19 protein-coding genes are annotated in these 25,283 nt (G+C 61.9%); 15 read left to right on the top strand and 4 right to left on the bottom strand.

Annotated features, from left to right (window positions below; translation table 11 throughout):
• Positions 1-370: 370 nt before the first annotated feature.
• The 7 genes from tssI to AADW18_RS09235 all read left to right on the top strand — a co-directional run bounded on the left by tssI (position 371) and on the right by AADW18_RS09235 (position 9,054).
• Entirely contained in the window at positions 371-2,437 is a 2,067-nt protein-coding gene (gene tssI / locus AADW18_RS09265) for a type VI secretion system tip protein TssI/VgrG (RefSeq protein ID WP_337343085.1), read from the top strand.
• Positions 2,434-3,438 carry a hypothetical protein gene (locus AADW18_RS09260; RefSeq protein ID WP_337343084.1) on the top strand — a complete coding sequence of 335 codons (1,005 nt, stop codon included), beginning with the start codon at positions 2,434-2,436 and terminating at the stop codon, positions 3,436-3,438. The genes tssI and AADW18_RS09260 overlap by 4 nt, the downstream gene beginning before the upstream one ends.
• Positions 3,417-6,527, top strand: a complete 3,111-nt coding sequence (locus AADW18_RS09255; RefSeq protein ID WP_337343083.1) for a T6SS effector BTH_I2691 family protein — start codon at positions 3,417-3,419, stop codon at positions 6,525-6,527. Before AADW18_RS09260 ends, AADW18_RS09255 begins: the two co-directional genes overlap by 22 nt.
• Positions 6,527-7,300, top strand: coding sequence for a DUF6708 domain-containing protein (locus AADW18_RS09250; protein ID WP_337343082.1), 774 nt, complete (start codon positions 6,527-6,529; stop codon positions 7,298-7,300). Before AADW18_RS09255 ends, AADW18_RS09250 begins: the two co-directional genes overlap by 1 nt.
• Positions 7,300-7,629, top strand: coding sequence for a hypothetical protein (locus AADW18_RS09245; protein WP_342961441.1), 330 nt, complete (start codon positions 7,300-7,302; stop codon positions 7,627-7,629). Before AADW18_RS09250 ends, AADW18_RS09245 begins: the two co-directional genes overlap by 1 nt.
• Entirely contained in the window at positions 7,629-8,405 is a 777-nt protein-coding gene (locus AADW18_RS09240) for a DUF6708 domain-containing protein (protein ID WP_337343080.1), read from the top strand. The genes AADW18_RS09245 and AADW18_RS09240 overlap by 1 nt, the downstream gene beginning before the upstream one ends.
• A gap of 136 nt (positions 8,406-8,541) precedes the next feature.
• Entirely contained in the window at positions 8,542-9,054 is a 513-nt protein-coding gene (locus AADW18_RS09235) for a hypothetical protein (RefSeq protein ID WP_337343079.1), read from the top strand.
• 38 nt (positions 9,055-9,092) lie between these two features.
• Here AADW18_RS09235 and AADW18_RS09230 read toward each other — a convergent pair whose 3' ends face one another.
• Positions 9,093-9,557 carry a DoxX family protein gene (locus AADW18_RS09230; RefSeq protein ID WP_337343304.1) on the bottom strand — a complete coding sequence of 155 codons (465 nt, stop codon included), beginning with the start codon at positions 9,555-9,557 and terminating at the stop codon, positions 9,093-9,095.
• Positions 9,558-9,837: 280 nt separating this feature from the next.
• Between AADW18_RS09230 and AADW18_RS09225 the strand changes: the two genes are divergently transcribed.
• On the top strand, positions 9,838-12,831 hold the full coding sequence (locus AADW18_RS09225) for a TonB-dependent receptor (protein WP_337343078.1): 2,994 nt from the start codon (positions 9,838-9,840) through the stop codon (positions 12,829-12,831).
• 167 nt (positions 12,832-12,998) lie between these two features.
• Here the strand turns inward: AADW18_RS09225 and AADW18_RS09220 are convergent, their stop codons facing one another.
• Together AADW18_RS09220 and AADW18_RS09215 are read right to left on the bottom strand one after the other, a co-directional pair.
• Positions 12,999-13,745, bottom strand: coding sequence for a LytTR family DNA-binding domain-containing protein (locus tag AADW18_RS09220; RefSeq protein ID WP_337343077.1), 747 nt, complete (start codon positions 13,743-13,745; stop codon positions 12,999-13,001).
• On the bottom strand, positions 13,742-14,827 hold the full coding sequence (locus AADW18_RS09215) for a histidine kinase (RefSeq protein ID WP_337343076.1): 1,086 nt from the start codon (positions 14,825-14,827) through the stop codon (positions 13,742-13,744). Before AADW18_RS09215 ends, AADW18_RS09220 begins: the two co-directional genes overlap by 4 nt.
• A 146-nt stretch (positions 14,828-14,973) precedes the next feature.
• Here AADW18_RS09215 and AADW18_RS09210 point away from each other — a divergent pair, with 146 nt between their 5' ends.
• Positions 14,974-15,957 carry an AraC family transcriptional regulator gene (locus AADW18_RS09210; RefSeq protein WP_337343075.1) on the top strand — a complete coding sequence of 328 codons (984 nt, stop codon included), beginning with the start codon at positions 14,974-14,976 and terminating at the stop codon, positions 15,955-15,957.
• A 133-nt stretch (positions 15,958-16,090) separates the two neighbouring features.
• On the opposite strand, the gene tdh is transcribed toward AADW18_RS09210, so the two are convergent.
• Positions 16,091-17,125, bottom strand: coding sequence for an L-threonine 3-dehydrogenase (tdh, locus tag AADW18_RS09205; protein ID WP_337343074.1), 1,035 nt, complete (start codon positions 17,123-17,125; stop codon positions 16,091-16,093).
• 190 nt (positions 17,126-17,315) lie between these two features.
• Between tdh and AADW18_RS09200 the strand changes: the two genes are divergently transcribed.
• The 6 genes from AADW18_RS09200 to purF all read left to right on the top strand — a co-directional run bounded on the left by AADW18_RS09200 (position 17,316) and on the right by purF (position 25,274).
• The gene (locus AADW18_RS09200) at positions 17,316-19,496 is read left to right on the top strand and encodes a S46 family peptidase (protein WP_337343073.1); all 2,181 of its coding nucleotides are present in this window, start codon (positions 17,316-17,318) and stop codon (positions 19,494-19,496) included.
• 248 nt (positions 19,497-19,744) lie between these two features.
• Positions 19,745-20,389, top strand: coding sequence for a histidine phosphatase family protein (locus AADW18_RS09195; protein ID WP_337343072.1), 645 nt, complete (start codon positions 19,745-19,747; stop codon positions 20,387-20,389).
• Between the two features lie 62 nt (positions 20,390-20,451).
• Entirely contained in the window at positions 20,452-21,855 is a 1,404-nt protein-coding gene (locus AADW18_RS09190) for a folylpolyglutamate synthase/dihydrofolate synthase family protein (protein WP_337343071.1), read from the top strand.
• A 66-nt stretch (positions 21,856-21,921) separates the two neighbouring features.
• Positions 21,922-22,971: an SPOR domain-containing protein gene (locus AADW18_RS09185; protein ID WP_337343070.1), complete on the top strand. Its 1,050-nt coding sequence runs from the start codon at positions 21,922-21,924 to the stop codon at positions 22,969-22,971.
• Positions 22,972-23,097: 126 nt separating this feature from the next.
• Positions 23,098-23,787, top strand: coding sequence for a CvpA family protein (locus AADW18_RS09180; RefSeq protein ID WP_337343069.1), 690 nt, complete (start codon positions 23,098-23,100; stop codon positions 23,785-23,787).
• A gap of 17 nt (positions 23,788-23,804) precedes the next feature.
• On the top strand, positions 23,805-25,274 hold the full coding sequence (gene purF / locus AADW18_RS09175) for an amidophosphoribosyltransferase (RefSeq protein ID WP_337343068.1): 1,470 nt from the start codon (positions 23,805-23,807) through the stop codon (positions 25,272-25,274).
• The last annotated feature ends 9 nt before the right edge of the window (positions 25,275-25,283 follow it).

The raw sequence follows: 25,283 nt of genomic DNA, 5'->3' as shown, positions 1-25,283 counted from the left end.
GATTTCGCCTGCAGACCTATAGCGGCACCCGCAGCCAGTTCCGCTTCCAGTAATGCGTGGTCAAGCACAGGTAGGCGCACAAATGTATAGGCTGTGACGTAGCGATGTGATCGCCATTTCAAATGGACAAACGCGCCTGAGCTTTGGCTTTGTCGCATACGTTGCGGGCAAGCGTTGCGTACTTCGCGTCTGGGCTTGTCTGTAGTCTTTCAGACTTTCCCTACAGACATGACGGCTTCGGTGTGATGTTCTGATCGCCATCGAAATGTTGTTCGCGTTGCTGCTGTCACATCACGAATGTTGTTGAGCGGCCGAACATAAGCTCGCAATCTCGAGCGCCGCAGGCATCACAACAACGCAAGGAGTGCACATGGCGTCGTCATCCGACGTTGGCTTTCGCTTTTCTGTCGGAGGTAGCCCCGCTTTCGATGTCGTCCGCTTCACCTTGGATGAAGGCCTCTCCCAGCCGTTCCGCCTTGAGATTGAGTTGAGCAGTTTCGACGAGGCGACCGACGCGACCGCGCTGCTGGACCGCGACGTCACCTTCACCCTCGAACGTGCTGGTGTTATCGAACGCACGGTAGCGGGCGTGCTCACCGCCTTCGAACACGCCGAGTCCGGCTTTCGCCGCACCCGCTACCGCGCCGTGGTGGAGTCGCCGCTGGCCCGGCTGGCCCTGCGCCACAACAGCCGCCTCTTCCAGCAGGTCAACGCCCCCGAGATCCTCGCCACGCTGCTGAAGGAGCACGCGATCCTCGGCAAGCGCACCGCCTATGCAGGCCATCACGCCCCGCGCGAGTACTGCGTGCAGTACCGCGAATCCGATGCCGCCTTCTTCCACCGCCTGGCCACCGACGAAGGCATCGTCCACTGGCAGGAGATCGAGGGTGGCCACAGCACTGTGGTGCTCAGCGACAATCTCCACAGCGCCCCCGTCCTGCCCGAGCACGCCCCGGTGGTGTATCAGCCGCAGCCAGCCGGCGAAGCGCCAAGCCCGCACCTGTCGCGCTTTGCCTACCGCCGGCAACTGGCGCCCACCCGCCTCACCCAGCGCGACTACAGCTTCCACCACCCGCGCTACGACCTGCAGCACGCGCATCAGGCCTGGGAAGCCGAACGCGCCGTGGGCGACTACGAACACTACGACAGCTACGGCCGCTACAAGCGCGACGAGGCCGGCAAGCCGTTCACCCGCAGCAAGCTATCGGGGTTGCGCAATGACGCCGAACAGGCCCGCACCGAAGGCAACGACGCCCGCCTGTTCCCCGGCCTGGCCTTCGACCTCACCGGCCACCCCACCGAGGACCACAACACCCGCTGGCGCGTCGTGGCCATGCAGCACACCGGCGAACAGGCCAGCAGCCAGGAAGAAGACAGCGCCGACGCCGCGCAGGGCAGCTCGTATGGCTACACCGCCACCGTGGTGCCCGCGCATGTCAATTGGAAACCCGCGCCCGCCCCGCGTCCGATTCTCGAAGGCCCGCAGATCGCCCACGTGGTCGGCCCGGAAGGCGAGGAGATCCACTGCGACGAACACGGCCGGGTCCAGGTGTGGTTCCCCTGGGACCGCGCAGGTCCTCGGGAAAACAGCACGTGCTGGATAAGAGTGTCGCAAGGCTGGGCCGGCACGATGTACGGCTTCATGGCCCTGCCGCGGATCGGCCATGAAGTGATCGTCTCGTTCCTGGAAGGCGATCCGGACCAGCCGATCATCACCGGCCGCGCCTACCACGCCGGCAACCTGCCCCCGTACAAACTGCCGCGGCATAAGACCCGCACCACCTTCAAGACCCAGACCCACAAGGGCGAAGGCTTCAACGAACTGCGCTTCGAGGACGAAGCCGGACAAGAGGAAATCTTCGTCCATGCGCAGAAAGATCACAACCTTGTCGTCAACCACGACGAGACCGCCAAGATCGGCCACGACCGCACCGAAGAGGTCGGCCACGACGAGACGATCACCATTGGCCACGACCGCAAGGAGCAGGTCGGCAACGACGAAACCCTGAGCATCGGCCAGGACCGGCGCGAGACCCTCGGCCGCGATCACCTGATCGACATCGGCAGAACGCGCCAGCTCACGGTTGCCCAGGATTTGATTGAAGACGTCGGCAACGTCCGCATCGAGAAGACCGCCACTGATCGCAGCGCCGAGACTGGCGGGCATTACACCCATATCGTCGCTGGCAGGATCGCCGAGGAGGCTGGCGAGTCGATCACCGAGCGAACGCAGGTCCTTGAGCTGATTACATCGGACAAGCTGGTGCTGCGCGGCCCCGGCGGGTCGATCACCATCAACGATGCAGGCATCACCATCGATGCCCTCGAAATACGGATCAAGGGACCGGTAAGCGTCGAAGGGGTTGGCGCTGCCAACACTCTGTCGGTCGGCGGACAACCCAGTCAAGGCAGCGAATGTCAGGAGCGGCAACGGTGACAACTGCCCCCGATTCGTTTGCCGCACGGTACCGCACCGCGTTGCAGCGCTTCGTCCACGAACAACGCGCACCCGGCGAGTATCTCTATCTACTGCTGGACCCGCTGGCCGAATGCGCCCAGGACGATCCCCTCCACCCGGCGCGGTTGCGGGTTGCGCTGGGCGATGCGGCACTTACTCCCGTGCCACGCAATGACGTGAGGCACGCACCGGATGCATGGCCGCTATTGGCGAGCTTGGCCAAACCTGGCGCGCCGGCCATGGACGCCGATGCGAACGTTGCCGGCGCCCCGTCCTGGCTGATCTGGTCGGCCGACCGCGCACGTCAAGAGTCGGCTCAGCGCAAGCGCTATATCTGCGGCTGGCTAACCAGTACGCAACCGCCGCAAGCCGTCGCCGATGCTTTGGCTGCATTGGGCCAACTCGATAGCGCCACGTGGTTTCCCGTGTTCGAGTCGGTGCGGCTGGAACTCTTGGCCTCGGCGTTGCAACGCGGCTTGGATGGCCATTTGTGGCCGGTAAGCAACTGGCTGAGCCCGAACTCACAAGGCGGCTTCATCCGGCTGAAAGGCCGCGCTCAGGACAATTTGCCGCCGTTGCCCGCCCAGGCACGCGAAGTGCAGCAACTCGTCCCGCAGATCACCGAATTGCTGGTCGCCTGGCGCAAGGCACTGCAACGGGACGACCTGGGCTATGCGCCGCAGCGCTGGCAAGGCGAAATGCCATTGCCGGAGCAAGCCGCCGTGCTGGCGTATCGCCAGATTCGCGACGGCCGGGCATTGGGCTTGCGAGAAACCGACGATCTCCTGGCATTGGCCTTGCGCCGTTTGTTGATTCACCCCGATCTTCCCGACCACCCGTGCATCGCTGCCGACATCGAAAGCGCCGCCCGCGGCGAAGCGACTCTGCGCGAGCGCTTCGCCCGCCATCACGGCCTATGGGAATGGATGTCCCGCCAACTGAACAAAAGGAACGCCGCATGGCCGACACCTTCGTACTGAATTCCGTCATCGATGAAGCCACCGCCGTTCCTACCAGCCGCTGCCGCGCATGCGAGCGCGTGGGGATGCCGGTGTTGCCGTTGCGCACGGCTTATGCCCCGCCGGTGGGCGCCACCCACGCCCCCAAGTCCGGCAGCGCTGCCACACCCTTCAACCTGCCCATGCGCGATGACGCTCTGCGCACCCTGCGCACCGGCTACATCTACGTGCTGCTCGATCGCCGTGTGTGGCATGCCTATGCGGTGACGCCGGAGGGTTTGCTGCGGCAGTTCGATCCCGACGATAGCGTGGTTGCCATGCCGGTGCCGCTGACGCCCCAATGCGTGTCTGCCGACCACGACATTCCAGCAGCGTTTCTCAACCTCGATACGAGCAAATACCAAGAGGCCTGGATCGCGTTCGCTTCCGACCCATGGCCCAGGTCGGTACGGGATGCATACCGATTGGGCCAAGCCCCGGCCGAACGCTTCGTGAAGGTGAACTTGCAAACGGCGCGCGACAGCCCCAGCGACCACGGCCTGGCGTTGACGCCGGCGTCGTTGCAGATCGATCAGGACGTGCTGGAGTACGCCGAAGCCACCGCCGGCGATTTTGTCAGCGTGCACGGTTTTCATTCGCGCAAAAGCCGGTGTGCCGCGACGGCGCAGTTCGTCGAAAACGCTATGCGCCAGCATCAGCTGCCGCAGGGTGTGCTGGCACTGGTGCTGGATGATCCAGTGGGGCGGGTGCAGGAGTACAACGCCGTCCGCTTGGGCTGGGTGGAAGCACGGCAGCGCTGGGCGGAAGAGCCGGAACGACGCTATCAAGCGTGGACCTCGCAGGCGCTGCTGGCGATCAAAGCCCAACTCAATCCGCACCTCGCCGACGCCGCCACGCACTCGTTTGAGCCCACCACCGGCGACGGTCCGCCGATGTTCCGCGATCCGGAGGAGGAGCGGCAGGCGGAGATCGACCGCAAGACGCACAACGCCAACCAGAAGCTGGAGGCGCGCTACCACGAAGCCGCGCGGGCGAAGTTCCAGGACGAGTACGACGCACGCTGTAACACATACCAGTCGTTGATAGACGCGGCGGCAGCGACGTACTGCGCCCACATGCGCTCGGCGGCGTTCCTGCGCATCGTGAATCATGATTACGACGGCGCGCAGGCTCGTTCGGGCGCGGCGTATGCGCAGATGCTGTCCCATTGCCTGGCCGGCGGCATCACCGACGCACCGGATCGACTCGATGGACCTACCGCGCAGTTGTGGAAGGAACTGCTGAATAGCAAGATCGGACCGGTTTACCAAGCGCTGTTGTTGCGGCACCCATCACTGCTTGATGGCCTGTTGCTCAGCTTCGACGCCCGGGGCGAGACCGACTGGAACGATGCGGACAAGCTCTATGGTGCGGTTTCCAAGGCACTGGGCAGCGATGTGGGTCAACAGGCGCTGCGCGAACCGGTCAAGGAGGCGATCGCGCAACTGCTGTTGGCCGTCAGTGGCGCGGCTGCACGCCTGGACACGCAACTAAGCTACGGCGTGCACCGCGCCATCCAGCGCGTGCATAGCGGCACGCTGCTGCTGTGCGAGCGGGTGCACATGACCCAGATCCACGTGCAACTGCGCGTCGATCAGTACTACGCGCTGCTGTGCGACACGCTGCAGCGCCCGCAGGCGCAAGTAGCCAAGGCGGCGAGACCCGTGCGTTCGCTGCTGACGTCCGGACTGTTGAGCCTGGCCGCGGCAAACGCCACCGATCTGATTCCAGTGACGCTGTGGGTGAAAGGCAATGCCGAGGAACTACGCAAAACACTGAACGCGGATGTCGCGCAAGCCACACAGGAAATGGCGCAGCAATGGCCGGAGGTGCGCGGCGATGTGCGCAAGGCCCTGGCGGGATTGACCGTGCAGATCGGCACATTGGAGCCTGCGGCGCGGAAACTGCTGCAAGGCGCACAGCTGACCACACAACAAGCCGACGCGCTGGTACGCAAGAGCCTGACCGCCACCCGCGGCGGCGTAGGCAATTTGTCGTTCCTGATGGCCGCCGGCGGAGTGTATTTCCAGAGCAATGCACTGAAGAAGAACATCCAGGAACTGGAAAAAACCCTCGGTCCCCAGCGCAGCGAAGTGGTGCAGGCGGTGTGGGGTGCGTCGGTGGGTGTGCTGGGCGGCACGATAGAAGGTGTGGGTATTGCATGGGAAGCGGGAGCGAAGGGAGTGCAAACCGTATCAAGGGTTAGCACCGCGACGACAGGTGCGATAACGCTGGGCAAGCGCATCGCTATCGGCGGTGGCGTGATCAGTGCGGTGGCTGGGGTGTTCGATGCGACGCGGGCGTGGTCGGCGGCGGGGAGGACGTGGAAGGCAGGTGACAAGAATTCGGCCGCTCTCTATGGAATTGCAAGTGGCCTTTCATTGTCGGGTGCATTCTTTGGTGCAGCAGCTGGCTCTACTGTTCTGCTAGGGCCGCTGGGTATCGCCATCTTACTGAGTCTGAGTGCCTACTCATTCGCTCAATGGGCCAAAAGCGAAGAGTCCAACCCTTTCGAGCGCTGGGCGCGGCGCTGCTGTTTTGGCAAGCACGACGAATCGCCGCCCGTCGCGTGGGATCAACTCCGCGGCATGCCCATCGCCATCGGCGCACTCAATGCCGCCGTGCTGGGCGTGGATGCGGTGATCCAGTTCGACCGCCAGCTGGAAGCCATGCCGACCTATATGGGTGGCGGCATAGGCGGTCCGCCGCACGTCCACTACCTGCGTTACCACATGGTGCTGCCACCGCTGGATGAGCAGCAGGGGAGCTATCGGTGGGCGTTGGCAGTCACCCGTTACAACGGCACGCAAATGCTGGTCGGCGGTGGCAATACTGGCGTGGTGCCGGTGCAGCCTTTCCGTGGCAGAACGCCTGACTACGATCTCATGACGTTGCAACCCGAAATCACTCGGCAAACCGACGGTCCGTTGCTCGTGTCCGGCAACATCAAGCTGGAATCCAGTGGTCTTGGCGGCCACGACATCACCGCCGCCGCGCTGCACCTGACCTATTGGCCGAACCGGAGCGAACAGGATGCATTCGGCGAACTGACTGTGATGGAGGTGCCTTGATGGCCCGCAAGCAACCACACCTCGACCCGCCGATGACCGGTTGGCAGCGTGATCTGCCCGCGCCGAACGATCTGCCGGAATCGATACATGTCACCGGCTTCGATCATCCGCCTAATCACATGGATGATATCTATCTGGAGTTGCCGCGATCTTCGTTGATGTGGCGCGGTGTGATGATATGGATGGGACCAATTTGTTTTCTGGGATGCGTCTTCCCCGTGATTCTTGCGATAGCGGCGTGGGGAGAGGTGAGTGCGATCGTTATTTTGATGGCAGTGATGACCGCTGTATTTGGATTTATCTCTGGATTTTTTTTTCTCCGCATGGATATTGCCCCCCCCCTTGACGAACCTATCCGCTTCAATCGTGCCCGTCGCAAGGTGTACGTCTACCGCTTCCATCAATGCTGGTGGAATCCTTTCAGCCGAAAGCGCTGGTTCGTGCGCCCAGAAGTCTACGACTGGGATGATTTGCGCGCGGAGGAATGGAAGATCTACGTGCCGACCAAAGCCTACAAATACGGCGTGTCCATCGCCGTGGTGAAACCTGGCACCAATCAGGTGCTCGATCGCTTCGAGCTGGGTATGTCAGGTGAGACATATTGGGCCATGGCCCAGACCTTCATGCAGCAAGGCCAGCAGGCATTGCCCAAGTTCAACCGACCACCGCGCGACTGGAACAACGAAGCCCCCGGCATGAACCTGGCCCGCCGCTTCGCGCCGAAAGTGCAATGGCCCGAGGCGATGGATATCGAATCGCGTACTGCGCCGTGATGGTCGGAACTGAACGCCAAGGCAGCTACCGGTGGACGCTGGCAGTTACCCGTTACAACGGCACGCAGGTATTGGCCGGTGGCGGCACCGTCGGCATGGTTGCGACGCAGCCCTTTCGTGGCAGAGCACCTGATTACGATCCCAAGACGTTGCAACCCGAAATCGCTCGGCAACCCGATGGTCCATTGCTCGTGTCCGGCAACATTAAGCTGGAATCCAGTGGGCTGGGCAACCACGACATCACCGCCGCCGCGCTGCACCTGACCTATTGGCCGAACCGGATCGAACAGGATGCCTTCGCCGAACTGACTTTGACGGAGCTGCCGTGATGACCCGCAAGCAATCGCGGTTCGATCCGCCTGTGACTGGTTGGCAACGCGATCTGCCGGGGCCGAACGAAACGCCACTGAGAGCGCCTGAGGCGTTTCCGCCGAATTGCGTGGATAACATCTATCTGGAGTTGTCGCGGTCTTCGCTGGCGTGGCGTGGTGTGTTGGTGTGGCTGGGTATGGGCTCATCTATTGTGCTTATTCCCGGCTCCCTTGGCCTGTTTTTCTGGGCGGTCATAGATCCAGATCTTCGTGGCATCGAAGAAATCCTGATGGGATTGGCAATGGTCAATTTAAGTGTTTGGCTTAGCACAACCATCATTCGCATGGATCTGTCCCCCCCGCGCGATGAACCGATCCGCTTCAATCGTGCCAGCCGCAAGGTCTGTGTCTACCGCTTCCATATGTGCTGGTGGAATCCCTTCAGCCGCACTCGCTGGTTCGTGCGACCGGAGGCCTACGACTGGGACGACCTCCGCGCCGAGGAGTTCCAACGCTACGCGCCCGGCGTGGCTTACCAATATGGCGTGAACATCGTCGTGCGCAAGCGGGACATTAACCAAGTACGTGACCGCTTTCTGCTGTCGCACGACAGCACCAACACCTGGACCCTGGCCCAGGTATTCATGCAGCCAGGCCCGCAGGCATTGCCGAAGTTTGAACGCCCTCCACGCGACTGGAACAACGAAGCCCCTGGCATGAACCTGGCCCGCCGCTTCGCACCGAAGGTGCGGTGGCCGGAAGCCATGGACATCGAATCGCGTACCGCGCCGTGAGGGTTGGAATTGAGCGCCCGGGCGGCTCTCGACGAGTACATCGACTCATCGTAACCACGGCTCAAGAATGGACTGTCGAACCAGCGCAGCGCCATCGAGTAAGCAACGAAGCCCTAAGCAGGCGAGAGGATCAGCCATGAAATCCATTCAATACAGCACATTGCTCCTGGTCATGATCATTGCTGGCTGTTCAGGCGAAGATGCAGAGAAGACAACATCGGGCGCAGTGTCCAAGGCTGTCGAGTTAGCCAAAGGGGCGATGACAGGTGTCAGCAAGGGTGTGGAAGAAGGTCGCAAGGCCAGCAGCAGTGCTGATGGCGCATTGCTAGTCAGTACGGGGAACGAGCTCAAGTCCGCGCTGGACGGCGAAGTACTGCGCACAGGGCAAGCAACCGACGGCTCCTCCGTCGAAGTGACCTTGGGCTTTTCCAATCCTGCTGATGTTCCAGTGAGGGTGACCGGATTGATTGCTGGCCGCCATATGACAGCACTCGATAAAGACGGATACGCCTGCGAGACCTTGTCGGCTGCCGAAGAATTTACGGTTCCAGCCAAAGCAAAGCTCAAAGTAGAGATGGTTTTCGATTGTGGCGACAAGTCCATCGCCATGGTGCGTTTATTCGATGTGCAATATCCAGTAATGAAATGAAACTGGTGAGCAGAAGTAAAGCACTTCCATGGTCCGGTTCAATCGAGCCCATCGAAAAACGTTGCTGCAGGCGTCGCTCGCTTCCTTCTTTGAATGGCGAATCTACCTGCACCGCGAGTGGCCAGGTACAGGCCTACAAACACCAGCATGGTGGCTGGAAACGCGAGGCGGATGCCGGCTTTCCCGTCCACCATCGCCACGGCCACGATGAAGTTGACCGCGCATAACAGCCCGGCCCAACGTATGGCGAGTCCTGAGATAAAGCCAAGTCCGCACAAGCATTGGGCCCAGACTGAAATCGGAGCGAGTACGTTGGGGCAGGGAAAGCCGTGATGCTTTAGAAACGAGGAGAACTCGGCCATGCGCGCATCGCTGAGAATGTTGTCGGACACACCCCACACCAGGAACGCTCCGACAACGAAACGTAGCATCAACAGAGCGTGATCCTCATAGGCGCTTAAGCCGCTCAATGACGGGAATGATTTGGCGGACGTGTGCATCACGATCTCCAATGATGGTGCGTGCGATGGCGCATGCGGTGGTGTTTGCGCGAACGGAACAAGTAGAGCGCATTGCTCGGATCAGACTTGCATGGTGTGCGATGCCCCGACCGCTGCATTCTGGTGAGCGCCTCGGTCGCTGACAACGGACAAATCAACCGCCGATGCCAGTCGCCTATTTGGGCCAAACCAGACTGCCCGTCCGGCGTAAGGCCGCAGGTTAAACATTCGTAAATTCATGGGGCCGGCTCAACCCGCACATCCGTCCTATCTGGAGTTACGAATGCACAAGCAAACTCTCACCACCGCCATCCGCCAAGCACTACTGCTTCCGGCGGTTGGTATCGCCGGCATACTGCCGTTTGCCGATGTCTATGCGCAGCAAAGCGGCATACCAGACAATCCGTCCGAAGACCCGACGACAACGCTGGACCGTATCGAAGTAACCGGCAGTCGCATCCGCCAGGTCGATGTCGAAAATGCCGCGCCGGTGCTGAGCATCAGCCGCGCCGATATCGAGAGGCAGGGCTTTGCCTCCGTCGGCGAACTGCTGCAGAACATTTCGGCGGTCGGTGCGCCGGCGATCAGTCGCTCTTCGCCGCTGACCGCCGGCCCCAATGTCGGCGGCACCTTTATCAGCCTGCGCAATCTTGCCACGCAACAGACGCTCGTCCTTATCAACGGTAAGCGCCTGGGCGTCAGTATCACCGGCAACCAGGATCTATCGACTATTCCCACCGCCATGGTCGAACGGATCGAAGTGCTGAAGGATGGTGCTTCATCGATCTATGGTTCCGATGCGATCGCCGGCGTCGTCAATATCATTACCCGCAGCAACTACGATGGCGCGATGGCCAGCGCCTACTACGGTCAGTACGACGAAGGCGATGGCGCTATCACCCGCGGCGATTTCCTGATGGGCTTCAGGGGTGATCGCGGCGCACTGACGGTGGGTATGGAGTACACCAAGGAAGACGAGGTGATGAACAGCGACCGCGAGTTCGTTGCTTATCCGCAAACCGATCGCCACCCGACGCGTGGATGGACCACCGCCAGCCAATGGGGCGTACTGAATCTGCCTGCGGCACTTGGTGGCAACCGGGTACTGAATACCGGGGCCGACTGGCGCAGAATCGGCAACTACCATGCGCTGAATACCGACACCGGCGGCGCGACCGGCGCCACGGGCGGTGCCGGTTCCATTGCCGATAAATCCAATCCGGGCGAGCAAACGCACTTGCGTACCGCGCAGGAAACACGCTCACTGTTCGTCAATGGCGTGTTCGATTTCAGCGACAACGTCCGCCTGCGTGCCGATGCGCTGTACAACTTCCGGGAAGCCACGCGGATGAACGCTGGCTACCCGCTGCAGAGTGCGACGGTCAGTGGTCCTTATGCCGGATTGCGGATGGCTGCCAACAGCTACTACAACCCGCTGGGCACCTGGCACGGTTATGCCAATCCGCAAGCGGTCAACTTTACTCGCCGCACCTGGGAGGTGCCGCGCGTGGAGACGCCGGAATCGACCACTTGGCGCCTGGCGGCGACGCTGGAAGGCAGCTTCGGTAGCGGCGAACGCATCTACGATTGGGACGTTGGCGTGCTGTACAACAACAACCAATTGGAACAGAGAAATTACGGCAACCTCGATACCAGCCGCGTGGCGCAGGCAGTAGGGCCATCGTTCCTCAACGCCAGCGGTGTGGTCCAGTGCGGCACGCCCGCCAATCCCATTCCGCTGACCAGCTGTACGCCATGGAATCCGCTGATTCCCGCCGGGCGCGCCGGCGACGGCGGACTGACCGATAACGCCGCGCTGATTGATTACTTGTTCCCCATCCAGACCAATACCGGCGAAACCGAAACGACGGTGTTCAACGCGAACCTGAGCGGTTCGCTGTTCACGCTGCCGGGCGGCGATCTGGCGTTTGCCGTGGGCGCGGAAACGCGCAAGGAAGAGGGCGAGTTCATTCCGGACGCGATGTCCGTCTCCGGGGTATCCACCAATCTGGCCTCAGCCCCGACCTACGGCAGCTATTCGGTCGATGAGGTCTACGCCGAATTGCTGGTGCCCGTGCTGGCCGATCTCCCCGGCGCCGAACTGTTGAGTTTCAGTCTGGCCAGCCGCTACTCCGACTACGATACCTTCGGCGAAACCATCAACAGCAAATTCGGCTTCAAGTGGAAGCCATTGGAATCCGTGTTGGTGCGCGGCACCTGGGCGCAAGGTTTCCGCGCACCGACCATCGCCAATCTGTATGGCGGCGGCAGCCAGACTTTCGCCAGCTATACCGATCCTTGCGATACGCTGTTTGGGTCTTCCGCCACTAATCCCGCGGTGCGTGCGCGCTGCGCACGGGACATGCCTAACGCGCCCGTCTTCCGTCAGCCGGGTCAGGGCTTCATTCCGGCGCCATCGCCCAATGCCCAAACGCCGGTCCCGTTCTTCTCCGGATCCAATCCGCTGCTGCAGCCGGAGAATTCCACGTCACGAACGCTGGGTATCGTGTGGAGTCCGCAGTTCGTCAGCGGTCTGAACATGAGTCTGGACTGGTGGAAAATCCGCGTCGAGGAAACCATCGTTGCCGATACGCCCACCCAGATTCTCAACGACTGCTACATCCTGGGCGACGATAGCCGCTGCACGCGCTTCACCCGCGATCCGGTGTTGGGTTATGTCAACGCAATGACGTTCGATCTCATCAATGCGGGCTTCCGCGAAACCGAAGGCTTCGACTTCGATCTGAACTATCGGTTGGCCACTGCCTATGGCGACTTCTCCGTCAACTGGCAGAATACCTACACCGTTCGTGACGAGCTGAAGACTGCTACCGACCCCAATGCTTTGCCGATCCAACTGGTCGGATTTGCCACGACCAGTGGAGCCACCGGCACTTTCCGCCTCCGTTCGACGCTGGGCCTGGGCTGGAGCCGCGGGGCATTCGGCGTGAACTGGAATGCGCGCTACTTCTCGTCAATGAAGGAAGCCTGCCTGGAGCCGAACCTGTTCCCGGATGAGTGCTCGCATCCCGGCTACATTGCCCGCAATCCGCAGCAGAGCGGCAACATCAATCGGCTGGGATCCAACACCTTCCACGATATTCAGTTGCGTTGGGAAGCGCCGTGGGAAGCGACTATCACCTTCGGTGTCAACAATGTGTTCGAGCATATCGGTCCGCCGATGTATTCCAACCCGAACTCCAGCACCGGTACCAAGTACCAGGGCATGTTCGATATTGGCCGCTTCAGCTATCTGCGCTACCAGCAGAGGTTCTGATTTCCGATGCGCTACACCAGCACGGCTTGTACCAGGGCCGTGCTGGCTCTGGTAGGAGTGGCGTCCCGCCGCGAGCTCTTCGCCTCTACCGCGATCTGGCAGGAAGAGCTCGCGGCGGGACGCCGCTCCTACAGAGGTTTGACGACGGGAGAAAAGCAGAGTCCACGTTACGCCAGTCCGAACGCGTTCCTCACCGCATTGCGATAGCTGCGTCCGCTACGCAGCGCTATGCCGTCACGCAGATGCAATCGGTACTGACCGCCACCGCAGGACTCGAGGCTTTCCACGGCATCGATGCGCACCAGCGCGGATCGGTGCACGCGTACGAATTCGGTTGGGTCCAGCCGCTCGGCCAGCTCCGCAATGGTGGTACGCAGCAGGTAGTCGCGCTTATCCACGCGTAGTTCGACATAGTTGGCCTGCGCGCGTGCGCAGCTGATCTCGGCGACCTGGATGACCCGGGTTCGACGGCCGACCGATACCGCCAAGCGGGTGGCGTATGCGTGCGATGCGCTCGGCGAGTGAGTCGCCGTCACCGGCACCATGCCGGGCACTCGCGCTCGAACGCGCTCCAACGCTGCGTGCAGGCGGTCGGCCGAGTAGGGCTTGAGCAGATAATCCACCGCCGCCTCCTCGAACGCATGCACGGCGTGCTCGGCGTAAGCGGTCACGAACACGACCTGAGGCCGGGCGACAGGCGCCGCTTCCAATACCTGGAATCCATCCGCATCCTGCATGCGGATGTCCAGGAAAAGTACATCCGTCGCCACCGTGCGCAGCGCATCGAGGGTTTCGCGTGCGGATGTGCATTGCGCCACCACTTCGACCGAGCCCAGTTCGCCCAGCATCCGCAGCAAGCGTGCGCGCGCCAGCGGTTCGTCATCGGCGATTACCGCCCGCAGTGCTCGATTCATGCGGCCTGTTCCAGCATCCGGATGGGCAATTTCACTTGAGCGACCGTGCCATCGTCGGCGTCGGTGCGCGTCAATGCGAACGAATGTTCGTCGCCGTACAGCGCACGCAGCCGCGCCCGCGTATTGGCCAGGCCGATGCCGTTGCCGTTAGGGGCCGGTTGGTTTGCAGGCGCTTGGCCATCGTCGCGGACTTCCAATACCAGCCAATCCTGTTGTCGCGCGACCCGCACCACCACCTTGCCCGGCGTGAGCCGCTGGCCGAGCGCATGGCGAATCGCATTCTCGACCAGTGGTTGAAGCAATAATCGTGGCACTGGCACCGACAGTAGCGATCGATCGATTTCCCAGTACATGCGCAAGCGATCTTCCAGCCGCATTTTTTCCAGCTCGATGTACCGCTCCAGCAGCGCCAGCTCTTCGCGCAACGGCACTTCCTGGGTCTGTGAACCTTCCAGGCTGGCGCGCAGCAGCTGGCCTAGCGACACCAGCATCCGGTCGGCAGCCGCGGGACTGCGGTGCACCAGCTCGGCCACCGAATTCAGTGCATTGAACAGGAAATGCGGATTGAGCTGCGCCGACAAGGCCTGAAGGCGTGCCTGCGCCAGCCGTGCCTCCAATTCCACCGCCTGCCGCTCGCGCGTGTTGGCACGTTCGTAGTACAGCAGCGCGTGGGAAACACCGACGATCAGCCAGGCAATGAGTGAGTTCTTCGCCACGCTGCTGGCCAGTACTACCGAGAAATCGGGCGGCTGCGGGTACCAGCCGATCCAGCGATTGAATCCGAGCACCAGCGCCGCTCGGATAGCGATGATGGCCATCACCGCCAGGCCATGCAGCGACAATGAAACGGCAAGCCTTCCGCGCTCGATTGGATAACGCTGGGCAAGTTCGATCAGGCCGACGGTAAGCGGAATCCAGATCCAGGCGCTGGACAGGCTGGTGCGAAACGCGTGGGCAAAGTCCGGGTCGACGTGGGTGCCGGCGGCGGTCTGGATGGTCAGTGTTTCTATGGCCAGCACAATGCCGTAGAGGGTCCACCAGGTGACCACCGTAAGCCACAGGCAAAGGGAACGTCGCGACATGGTGGAACACTAGGTACATCCGATCACCGGTGCAAGCGGCGACGTGTCGTTGGTCCCTGTTAGATGACGCTTCGTCCCAGCTCCATTGAAACCGCACCCCGATCTGCAACAGCATCCGTCGTCGCTTGCAGGATTGAGTGCACCGAATGAACCTGGACACCCATTTCACCCCGCCTTTGACGGCTTGGCCCGGCGACTCCGCTGAACGATATCGGGCGCCCGCCGCGCTCGCGCCTGTCCCCGCCGTACTCAAAGTTCACCGGATGAAGTTCGGCGAACATCTGTCCCTGGACGAGCCGGCCGATCACCCGTGCACCGATCAGTTGCATCTGGTCAGAAGCAGCGAACGCACCGCCACGTTGGATATCCCAGTCGGATGGATTTCGGTGGTGCTGCCGCTGGGCGGTTTGTTGCGCGCCAGGTCTGCCGACATCGACTGGCAGCTCCGGCGGGGCAGAGTGCTGTCGTGGAACGGCGCCCTGCAGATCAAGCCGGTAAATAGCGGTGGATGGATCGTGCTGTGTGGTCCACCTGGAAGCTGGTCCCTCGCGGGCACCGATCCGACCTCGGTGGCGGAGATTCTTCCCGAAGAACAGCCTTGCACCCGCGAACTGTTTCGGTTGCTGATACGGTTGATGCGTTCGACGGGCGACTCGTTTCCCGATGTCTCCGAGCTGTCGCTTCTGATTCCAGAAATCGGCGCTGCATTGCACGAACGGCAAAGACCGCTACGGAATCTGTTGTCTCGCTGCGCCGGCAGGACGTCCCGGGGAAAGCACAGAACGCTGCTGCGGCTGTTGCGTGTCCAGCACCTCATCCGCACGCAGCTGGACAAGCATCACGACATGACGTGGTTGTCGAAACAGGTGAACTACTCGGTCTGGCATCTGACGCGCGTCTATCGCGCGGTGTTCGACGAAACGCCCAGTGATTACGCTACTCGTCTGCGTCTGGAGCGCTCGCTGCAACTGGTTCGGCATAGCACACTGGCGTTCTGCGATATTACCGAGGCAGCCGGTTTCGAAAGCCAGAGTTCGTTCTGCCGTGCTTTCAAGAAAGTTTATGCAATGACGCCGAGCGCGGTGCGTGCGCAGTATCGGGAATGCGTTAACGCCGGAAATAACCGGTGAGTTGGTTCTGCACGCCGCGGCATCTATGTAGCCTTGTGGGAGCGACGTAAGTCGCAATGAAGCGTTACCGGTAGCGCTTCATCGCGACTTACGTCGCTCCCACAAGAGTTGCCTGCGGTGAACTACGCTAGATTCAAGCCCAGCTCAACACCACTTTGCCGGCCTTGCCGGTTTCCATCAGCTCGAATCCTTTCTGGAATTCGTCGATGTGCAGTTGATGAGTCAGCACTTTGCCCAGCGGAAAACCAGATAGCACCAACTGGGTCATCTTGTACCAGGTCTCGTACATCCTGCGGCCATAGATGCCCTGCACGGTCAGGCCCTTGAAGATGATGCGATCCCAATCCACGCCCGCACCCTTGGGCAGGATGCCGAGCAGGGCGATCTTGCCGCCGTGGTACATGCAATCCAGCATGTCGTTGAACGCCCGCGGGTTGCCGCTCATTTCCAGTCCTACGTCGAAGCCTTCCATATGCAGGTCGGCCATCACGTCCTTGAGCGACTGATTGGCGACGTTGACCACCCGGGTCGCGCCCATGTCGGCGGCCAGCTTCAGGCGGAAGTCGTTGACGTCGGTGACCACCACATTGCGCGCGCCGATGTGTTTGCAAATGCCCGCGGCAATCACGCCGATCGGGCCGGCGCCGGTGATCAACACGTCTTCGCCTACGACATCGAATTCCAGCGCGCAATGCGCGGCATTGCCGTAGGGATCGAAAAATGCTGCTAGCTCGCTAGGGATTTGGTCGGGGATGGGCCACAGATTGCTGGCCGGCATCACCATGTATTCGGCGAAAGCGCCATCGCGGTTCACGCCAATGCCTACCGTATGCGGGCATAGGTGCGGACGGCCGCCACGGCAGTTGCGGCAATGGCCACAGACGATATGGCCCTCTGCGGAGACACGCTGCCCCACGGTGTAGCCGTTGACGCCCGGGCCCAGTTCGGCGATGCGACCGACGAACTCATGCCCGATCACCAGCCCGGGTTTGATGGTCCGCTGGCTCCACTCGTCCCATAAATAGATATGGAGGTCGGTGCCGCATATCGCGGTCTTTTCCAGCTTGATCAGCACCTCATTGGGGCCGGGCTGCGGAACCGGCACCTCTTCCATCCAGATGCCTTTGCCGGCTTCGCGCTTTACCAGCGCTTTCATCGTTTCCGCCATGTCGATACTGACCCATGCGTTGTAAGAAGCGGAATTATAAGCCTCCGCCGCACATGGCCATGTTGCAGTGCCGGTTGGCTGGCGCGGCCCGGCGAAAAGTAGCCGGTGCCAGGGCCCTGCCATAAGTCATGGGCGGGGCGGCGCGATGCCTTCGCTACAATCCAGGCCACTTATACCCAGGGGATGGTCCATGCGCTTGAATCCGTTAGCCGTTTCGCTTGCCGCCGCCGGTCTGGTATCCACCGCTCTGATGCCTGCTGGTTTCGCCCATGCCGGGGAAGGCATGTGGGTGCCGCAGCAACTGCCGGAGATCGCCGGTCCTTTGAAGAAGGCGGGCTTGAAGCTGTCGGCCAAGCAGCTGTCCGATCTGACCGCTGATCCGATGGGAGCGGTGGTGGCGCTGGGTGGTTGTACCGCCAGCTTTGTGTCGCCGCAGGGCCTGGTAGTTACCAATCACCATTGTGCCTACGGTGCGATTCAGCTCAATTCCACGCCGGAAAAGAACCTGATCAAGAATGGCTTCAATGCGCCGACGCTGGCTGACGAAGTCAGCGCGGGACCAAACGCACGCGTCTACGTCCTGGATTCCATCAAGGACGTGACGACCGACGCCAAGGCTGTCATCGCCTCAGCCGGTGACGATGCATTGGGACGCACCAAGGCACTGGAAGCTTTCGAGAAGAAACTGATCGCCGAGTGTGAAGCCGAAGCAGGTTTCCGCTGCCGCCTGTACAGTTTTTCAGGCGGCAATACCTACCGGCTGTTCCGCAACCTGGAGATCAAGGACGTCCGCCTGGCTTACGCACCTCCGGGCAGCGTGGGCAAGTTCGGCGGCGACGTCGATAACTGGATGTGGCCGCGGCATACCGGCGATTTCTCGTTCTACCGCGCCTATGTAGGCAAGGACGGCAAGCCCGCGGCGTTTTCGCCGGACAACGTGCCTTACCGTCCCAAGCATTGGCTGAAGTTCGCGGATAAACCACTCGGTGAAGGCGATTTCGTGATGGTCGCGGGCTACCCGGGTTCGACCAACCGATATGCCCTGGCTGAGGAATTCGATAACACCGCCGAATGGACTTATCCCACCCTCGCCAAACACTACAAGGAGCTGATTGCGCTGGTATCGGCGGCGGGCAAAAAGAACCCCGACATCCAGGTGAAGTACGCCAGCACCATGGCAAGCTGGAATAACACCAGCAAAAACTACGACGGCCAGTTGGAAGGCTTCAAGCGCATCGACGCCGCCGCCCAGAAGCAGGCCGAGGAAACGGCGGTGCTGAACTGGCTGAAAGGGCAGGGCGGAAAGGGCGCCCCGGCGCTGGCAGCTCACGCCAAGTTGATCGAACTGCTGGAGCAGAGCAAAACCACCCGCGACCGGGACGTCGTACTGAATCAGTTCAACGGCATGGGAACGGTCGGCGTTGCTACGCAGCTGTATCGTTTGTCGGTGGAGCGCGAGAAGCCCAATGCGGAACGCGAGTCCGGTTTCCAAGAGCGAGACCTGCCCACCATCGAGGGCGGACTGAAACAATTGGAACGCCGCTACGTCCCGGCGATGGACCGGCAATTGCAAGCGTATTGGCTGGGCGAGTACCTCAAGTTGCCTGCATCGCAGCGAGTGCCTGCAGTGGATAAATGGCTGGGCGGCAAGGATTCCAAGGCGATCGATCGTGCGCTCAAGAAGCTGGCGGCGACCAAGCTGGGCAGCACCGAGGAGCGGATGAAATGGCTTGCCGCCGACCGCAAAGCGTTCGAAGCCAGCAAGGACCCTGCTATCCAGTACGCGGTGGCAGTCATGCCGACGCTGTTGAAGCTGGAGCAGGAGCGCAAGACGCGCGCGGGCGAAGCGCTGGTGGCGCGCCCGGTCTACCTGCAAGCCTTGGCGGACTACAAAAAGAGCCAAGGCAAATTCGTCTACCCGGACGCCAACCTGTCGCTGCGCATCACCTTCGGCAAGGTCACGGGCTACCGGCCCAAGGACGGCGTGGAGTACACCCCTTTCACCACGCTTGAGGGCATAGCCGCCAAGGAAACCGGGCAGGATCCGTTCGACTCGCCGAAGACGCTGCTGGATGCGGTGGCCGCCAAGCGTTATGGCGGATTGGAAGACAAGCGCCTGGGCACGGTTCCTGTCAATTTCCTGTCCGATCTGGACATCACCGGCGGCAATTCCGGTTCGCCAGTGCTGGACGCGCACGGCAAGCTGGTTGGCCTGGCCTTCGATGGCAATTGGGAGTCGGTGAGTTCCAACTGGGTGTTCGATCCCAAGATGACCCGCATGATCTCGGTGGACGGCCGTTATCTGCGCTGGATCATGCGCGAGGTCTATCCGGCACCGCAGCTGCTGAAGGAAATGAACGTCGGCAAGTGATCAGGACTACGTCCGGCATCCAAGCGTCCGCTTGCTTCACCTCCCCCTTTTTAAAAGGAGGATGACCCGCCATTCGGCGGTTGAAAAGCATTTGAGGGGGATTTGCTGCTGCTCTCAAGAGCAAACAAGAGCAATCCCCCTTTGATTCGGGCCAGATGTTGGGCCGAGCGCGGCGCAGGGCGGTATCATTCCGCTCCCGTCGCCGTATCGAGCCGCGGGGCCTATTCCCCACTAGGATTCCCTCCTGCATGCGTATCCTGCTTGCCCGCCACGGCGAAACGCCGTGGAATGCCGAAGGCCGTTACCAAGGCCAGATCGACATCCCGCTTTCGCACGTCGGCGAAGCCCAGGCCGCGGCTTTGGGCAAGCGTTTGCACGAAGTCGAGATTACCCGCGCCGTCGCGTCTCCTTTGTCGCGCGCGCGCCACACCGCCGAACTGGCGCTGGGCCCGGCACGTGCATCGATGCTGGCCACCGACGCCGATCTGCAGGAGATCGCCCATGGTGAATGGGAAGGTCTGCTGGCCAGCGAGATCAACGAGAAAGATCCCATCCGGCTGCGCGCCTGGCGCGAAGAGCCGCACACCGTGCTGATGCCCGGCGGCGAATCGCTGGATCAGGTGCTGGAGCGCTCCTGGCGGGGCTTCGCGCGCGCTGCGGAGGGCTTGGGCGAGCAGGACACCCTGCTGGTCGTGGCTCACGACGCCGTCAACCGTGTCCTGCTGTGCCGCATCCTGGGTTTGCCGATCGGCAAGCTGTGGAGCTTCCGCCAAGCGCCCACCACCATCAACTTGCTGGAAGGCCCGGACGTGGACCGGCTGGAAGTGGTTCGCCTCAATGATTGCTCGCACCACACGCTGTTCTTTGGCGAAGCGGTGCATCGAGCGCTGTAAGCCGCTCGCAGCGGGTACTTGCGCATGATTCATGGCAGTGAAGAACGGCGATGGGCGGAGCCATGAACCGAGACCTCAATAGCTGGCTCGCCTACATCGAGCAACAGCACCCCAAGTCGATCGATATGGGACTGGAGCGAGTGCGCGAAGTCGCCTCGCGCATGTGCTTGGAAAAACCCGCGAAGCATGTCATCACGGTGGGTGGCACCAATGGAAAAGGTTCAACGGTCGCCTTCATCGAATCCATCGCATGCGAAGCCGGGTGGCGCGTCGGCACCTACACATCGCCGCACCTGTTGCGCTACAACGAGCGCGTGCGCATAGACGGGCGTGAGGCAACCGATGAAGAGCTGGTAGAAGCGTTCGAAGTGGTGGAAGCGGCACGTTTGAGCCCCTCTCCCTCCGGGAGAGGGGTTGGGGAGAGGGTGCGGCGAAGACTGGACAATACCGGCGACGCGGACGCTTGTGCGCCCAGATCCGGAGTATTCGACGTAGCCGGCGCCGAGGCAGTGCTGGAAGCAAAAGCCGTCCAGCTCACCTATTTCGAATTCGGCACGCTGGCGGCGCTGTGGCTGTTCCAACGCGCGGAGCTCGACCTGGCAGTGTTGGAAGTCGGACTCGGTGGACGCTTGGATGCCGTCAATCTGGTGGACCCCGATGTGGCGGTTATCACTACCGTCGATATCGACCATACCGATTGGCTGGGCGAGGACCGGGAAAAGATCGGCTACGAGAAGGCGGGCATCGCGCGCGCGTGGAAACCGCTGGTGCTGGGCGAAATCGATTCCCCTTCCAGCGTCTTGCGTCATGCATACGCTATCGGTGCCAATGCAATCCGTTTGGGCAGCGATTTCTTCCATGAACCCATCGACCAGGACCATTGGCGCTGGCGTGAGGTAGGCGCCGAATTGACCCTGCCCAATCCCACGTTGGCGGCACCCATTCAACGTGCCAATGCCGCCACCGCGATCGCGGCATTGCGTGCGCTGGACGCGGTCTTTCCGGAATCTGCGTTCGCATCCGGAGTGGCCGCCGCCAGGTTGCCCGGGCGATTGCAGCGGTTCCAGCATGCAGGTGTGGAAGTTGTGGTGGATGTTGGCCATAACCCGCAAGCGGCACGCGAACTGAATGCCTGGCTACAGACGCAGGCCGGCGAAGGCGAAACGCGGGCGGTGTTTGCCGCCTTGTCCGACAAGGACGTGGTGGGTGTCGTGGCCGCGTTCGAAGAAAATATCCGCCATTGGTACCTGGCGGGCCTGGAGGAAGGGCGCGCGCGCGGACAGGATGCTGAAGCGCTGGCGACGCGCCTATCCGGAACCGCAGCGGCGAACGGAGTGCGCCACGTCAACGTGAGGCAAGCCTTGCAGGCGGCCATCACGGCTTCGCAGCCGGGTGACCGTGTGCTGGTATTTGGTTCGTTCCATACCGCCGCCGAGGCGTTGGTATCGCTGCATTCAGTTCCGTAACCGGGATGGTCCGCGTGTGCCGCGTATAATCGCCGGCACCCCTGCCGCATCGCTTCATGGACTTGGATGGATACTGCTCTCAAACAGCGTCTCATTGGCGCCGTCGTACTGGTGGCGCTGGCCGTCATTTTCCTGCCGATGTTGATCAAGGGACCCGCGCCGGACAGCGGGGTTTCCGATGTGCCGCTGGATGTGCCCCAGGCACCGGATGGACAGTACGAAACCCGTGAACTTCCGCTGGTAGCGCCGGGCGATGTGCCCAATAGCGGCGCCGTTGGATTGGAGGGCGCAGCACCTGCCAACACGGCCGGTGCCCCAGCCAGTCCCGCTACCGACAGTGCCACACCCCCAGCAGATGGACAGATGTTGCCGGCCGCCGACGCGGCGGGTGATTTCGCGGTAAGTTTTGGCGCCTATGCGTCCACCGCCGATGCCGATGCGGTGATCGCACGCTTGAAGCAGGCGCAATTGCCGGGCTATCGCGAGCCGGCGACGATCAACGGCAAGACGGCGTATCGCGTTCGTATCGGGCCTTACGCCGACCGGGCTGCCGCCGAATCAGCACGCTTGCGGGCAGTGCAGGTGCGCAACGACGTCAAGGCCGAAGTCGTGGTGCTGAATGCGACGGCTGCTCCCGCCGCAGCTTCGACCGCTTCCGTGCCGGTGCCAGCGGCCACTACACCGACGGTAACCACTCAGGCACTGCCACCCGAGCCCGCGAAGCCGGCGGCGGCGACCGCGCTTCCCCCCGCGACGAATCCCACCGCGGCAAAGCCAGCCGAGACCAAGCCAGCGGCAACCAAGCCCGCTGAGATCAAACCCGCCGCGAAGCCCGCCACTACCACAACGGTGGCGACCGCCACCACGCCGGCTGCCTCGAATGTCGGCTTTGCGGTGCAACTGGGTGCCTTTGCCAATGCGGCTGATGCCAATGCCTTGCGCGACAAGGTCCGCGCCGGTGGCTTCAGTGCTTTCGTCGAACAAGTCCGCACCGACAAGGGCGCGCTGAATCGAGTGCGTGTGGGACCCGTCGCCAGTCGCGCCGATGCCGAAAAGCTGAAATCGCAAGTGGCGGCCAAGTTCGGTATCAACGGTATGGTGCGCCCGCACCCGTGACGGTGCGGCAGCCGGCGAGAGAGCGATATCAACCGGCACAGGGGAAATGCAAATGATGAACCACGACAGCGCTAGCACGCGCGCTCCTTTCGGCCGGGCCCTATTCCCGCCTGGAACGCCTGTCACATGATCGACCTGGTGCTACTGACGATCATCGGCGTATCCGCGCTGCTTGGCTTGTTCCGTGGTTTCGTGGGTATCGTGGTTTCTACGGCCGCCTGGCTGCTAGGCGGTTGGGCAAGCTTTCAGTTTGGTGCAGATGCCGGACTGTGGTTGTCGGATGATGGAACGCCTACCGCTTCGGAGGTATTCGGCGGCTATGCGCTGACCTTCGTCGGCGTTCTTGTGTTCGTCGGCCTGATCGGAATGATCTTGAAATCGCTGGTTCGGTCCACAAATCTGTCCGGCACGGATCGCGCGCTGGGCTTTGGTTTGGGGGTGCTGCGCGGCGCGTTTTTTGCCTGTGTGCTGGTTCTGTTGATGGGCTTCACACCTCTGGTGCGTGAACCCTCCTGGCAGCAGTCGCAGGTGTTGCCGCTGCTCTCGCCCGTCGCCGGGTGGATGCGCGCCAAGCTGCCGGATTGGTCTGTGCCGGAAATAAACCTGCCCAGCACCCCGCTGACAGGCGATAATACGGCGGTTGATTCCCTGCCGGCATTGCAGAAGACGATGTCGCAGGTGCTCAAGCCTGAGCCTCTTCCGCCCTCGGTGGAAGAGACCGCCGGACCGGATCCGGCAAAAGTCAGGCCGGGCGAATCGGATCCCGCCAACATTGAATCCAGCGGCCAGGCAAGGCCAAAGCCTAAACAGCCCTAAGCGGAGAACGCCAAACCATGTGCGGTATCGTCGGTATCGTCGGCAATCAGAATGTTGCCGGACAGCTTTATGACGGGCTTACCGTCCTCCAGCATCGCGGCCAGGACGCCGCCGGCATCGCCACCGCCGATGGCACGCGACTCCGCGTGCACAAGGACAACGGGCTGGTACGGGACGTCTTCAATCCCAAGGCCATGAGCATCCTGGAAGGCCGCGTAGGTATCGCGCACTGTCGCTACCCGACCGCCGGCTCGGAAGGCATGGACGAGGCGCAGCCTTTCTACGTGAATTCGCCCTATGGCATCGCGCTGGCGCACAACGGCAATCTGATCAATACCGATGCATTGCGCCAGGATGTATTCGCAGAGGACCGCCGCAACATCAATACGGATTCGGACAGCGAAGTATTGCTGAACGTGTTCGCGCACGAATTGGACATGCAGCGCACGCTCAGCCCGGAGACGGCGATCCGTGCCGTGGCGGGCGTGTACCGGCGCTGCCGTGGCGGCTATGCGGTCGTCAGCGTCGTACTGGGCCTGGGTCTGGTGGCTTTCCGCGACCCGCACGGGATTCGCCCGCTGGTGCTGGGCAAGCGCGAGAACAACGAAGGCACCGAATACATCGTTGCTTCCGAATCGGCTGCGCTCGATGTCCTGGGTTTCCAGCGCATGCGCGATGTGCAGCCGGGCGAGGCCATAGTCATCACCGCGCGCGGCGAGCTGTTCTCCGAAATCTGCGCCGAACCGGAAGGCCACGCGCCGTGCATCTTCGAATACGTGTATTTCGCGCGTCCCGACTCGATGATCGACAACGTCTCGGTGCACAAGGCCCGCATGCGCATGGGCGTGAAACTGGGCGAAAAGATCCTGCGCCTGCGCCCCGACCATGACATCGACACCATCATCCCCATTCCCGACACCTCGCGCGATGCCGCGTTGGAGATTTCCAATGTGCTGGGCGTGAAGTACCGGGAAGGCTTCATCAAGAACCGCTATATCGGCCGCACGTTCATCATGCCGGGGCAGGGCGAACGAGTGAAATCGGTGCGCCGCAAGCTCAATCCCATCAACCTGGAATTCCGCAACCGCGTCGTGCTGCTGGTGGACGATTCCATCGTGCGCGGCACCACCTCCAAGCAGATCGTGCAGATGGCGCGCGACGCCGGCGCCCGCAAGGTCTATTTGGCGTCGGCAGCACCGCCGGTTCGCCATCCCAACATCTATGGCATCGACATGCCGGCTGCGGACGAACTGATCGCGCACGGCCGCAGCATCGAGGAAATCGAGAAGCTGTTGGGCTGCGACTGGCTGATCTACCAGGATCTGGAAGACCTGGAAGCCGCGGTGCGCGAAGGCAACCCCAGCCTGGCCAATTTCGACTCGTCCTGTTTCGACGGCGAATACGTCACCGGTATCGAAGCGGGCTATTTCGAGCGTATAGAACACATGCGCTCAGACGAAGCCAAGCGTAAGCGTCGGGTGTCGTAACCCGCGCCT

Source organism: Pseudoxanthomonas sp. CCNWLY206-1 (assembly GCF_039710385.1).
Classification (GTDB): Bacteria; Pseudomonadota; Gammaproteobacteria; order Xanthomonadales; family Xanthomonadaceae; genus Pseudoxanthomonas_A.
The sequence above is the reverse complement of the archived record's forward strand: the minus strand, read 5'-3'. Positions and strand labels throughout refer to the sequence as shown.

Bases quoted from the DNA above. Each gene is read 5' to 3' on its own strand.
- tssI (WP_337343085.1), top strand. From the start codon at position 371: ATGGCGTCGTCATCCGACGTTGGCTTTCGCTTTTCTGTCGGAGGTAGC.
- AADW18_RS09255 (WP_337343083.1), top strand. From the start codon at position 3,417: ATGGCCGACACCTTCGTACTGAATTCCGTCATCGATGAAGCCACCGCC.
- AADW18_RS09250 (WP_337343082.1), top strand. From the start codon at position 6,527: ATGGCCCGCAAGCAACCACACCTCGACCCGCCGATGACCGGTTGGCAG.
- AADW18_RS09245 (WP_342961441.1), top strand. From the start codon at position 7,300: ATGGTCGGAACTGAACGCCAAGGCAGCTACCGGTGGACGCTGGCAGTT.
- AADW18_RS09240 (WP_337343080.1), top strand. From the start codon at position 7,629: ATGACCCGCAAGCAATCGCGGTTCGATCCGCCTGTGACTGGTTGGCAA.
- AADW18_RS09235 (WP_337343079.1), top strand. From the start codon at position 8,542: ATGAAATCCATTCAATACAGCACATTGCTCCTGGTCATGATCATTGCT.
- AADW18_RS09225 (WP_337343078.1), top strand. From the start codon at position 9,838: ATGCACAAGCAAACTCTCACCACCGCCATCCGCCAAGCACTACTGCTT.
- AADW18_RS09220 (WP_337343077.1), bottom strand. From the start codon at position 13,745: ATGAATCGAGCACTGCGGGCGGTAATCGCCGATGACGAACCGCTGGCG.
- AADW18_RS09215 (WP_337343076.1), bottom strand. From the start codon at position 14,827: ATGTCGCGACGTTCCCTTTGCCTGTGGCTTACGGTGGTCACCTGGTGG.
- AADW18_RS09210 (WP_337343075.1), top strand. From the start codon at position 14,974: ATGAACCTGGACACCCATTTCACCCCGCCTTTGACGGCTTGGCCCGGC.
- tdh (WP_337343074.1), bottom strand. From the start codon at position 17,125: ATGGCGGAAACGATGAAAGCGCTGGTAAAGCGCGAAGCCGGCAAAGGC.
- AADW18_RS09200 (WP_337343073.1), top strand. From the start codon at position 17,316: ATGCGCTTGAATCCGTTAGCCGTTTCGCTTGCCGCCGCCGGTCTGGTA.
- AADW18_RS09195 (WP_337343072.1), top strand. From the start codon at position 19,745: ATGCGTATCCTGCTTGCCCGCCACGGCGAAACGCCGTGGAATGCCGAA.
- AADW18_RS09190 (WP_337343071.1), top strand. From the start codon at position 20,452: ATGAACCGAGACCTCAATAGCTGGCTCGCCTACATCGAGCAACAGCAC.
- AADW18_RS09185 (WP_337343070.1), top strand. From the start codon at position 21,922: ATGGATACTGCTCTCAAACAGCGTCTCATTGGCGCCGTCGTACTGGTG.
- AADW18_RS09180 (WP_337343069.1), top strand. From the start codon at position 23,098: ATGATCGACCTGGTGCTACTGACGATCATCGGCGTATCCGCGCTGCTT.
- purF (WP_337343068.1), top strand. From the start codon at position 23,805: ATGTGCGGTATCGTCGGTATCGTCGGCAATCAGAATGTTGCCGGACAG.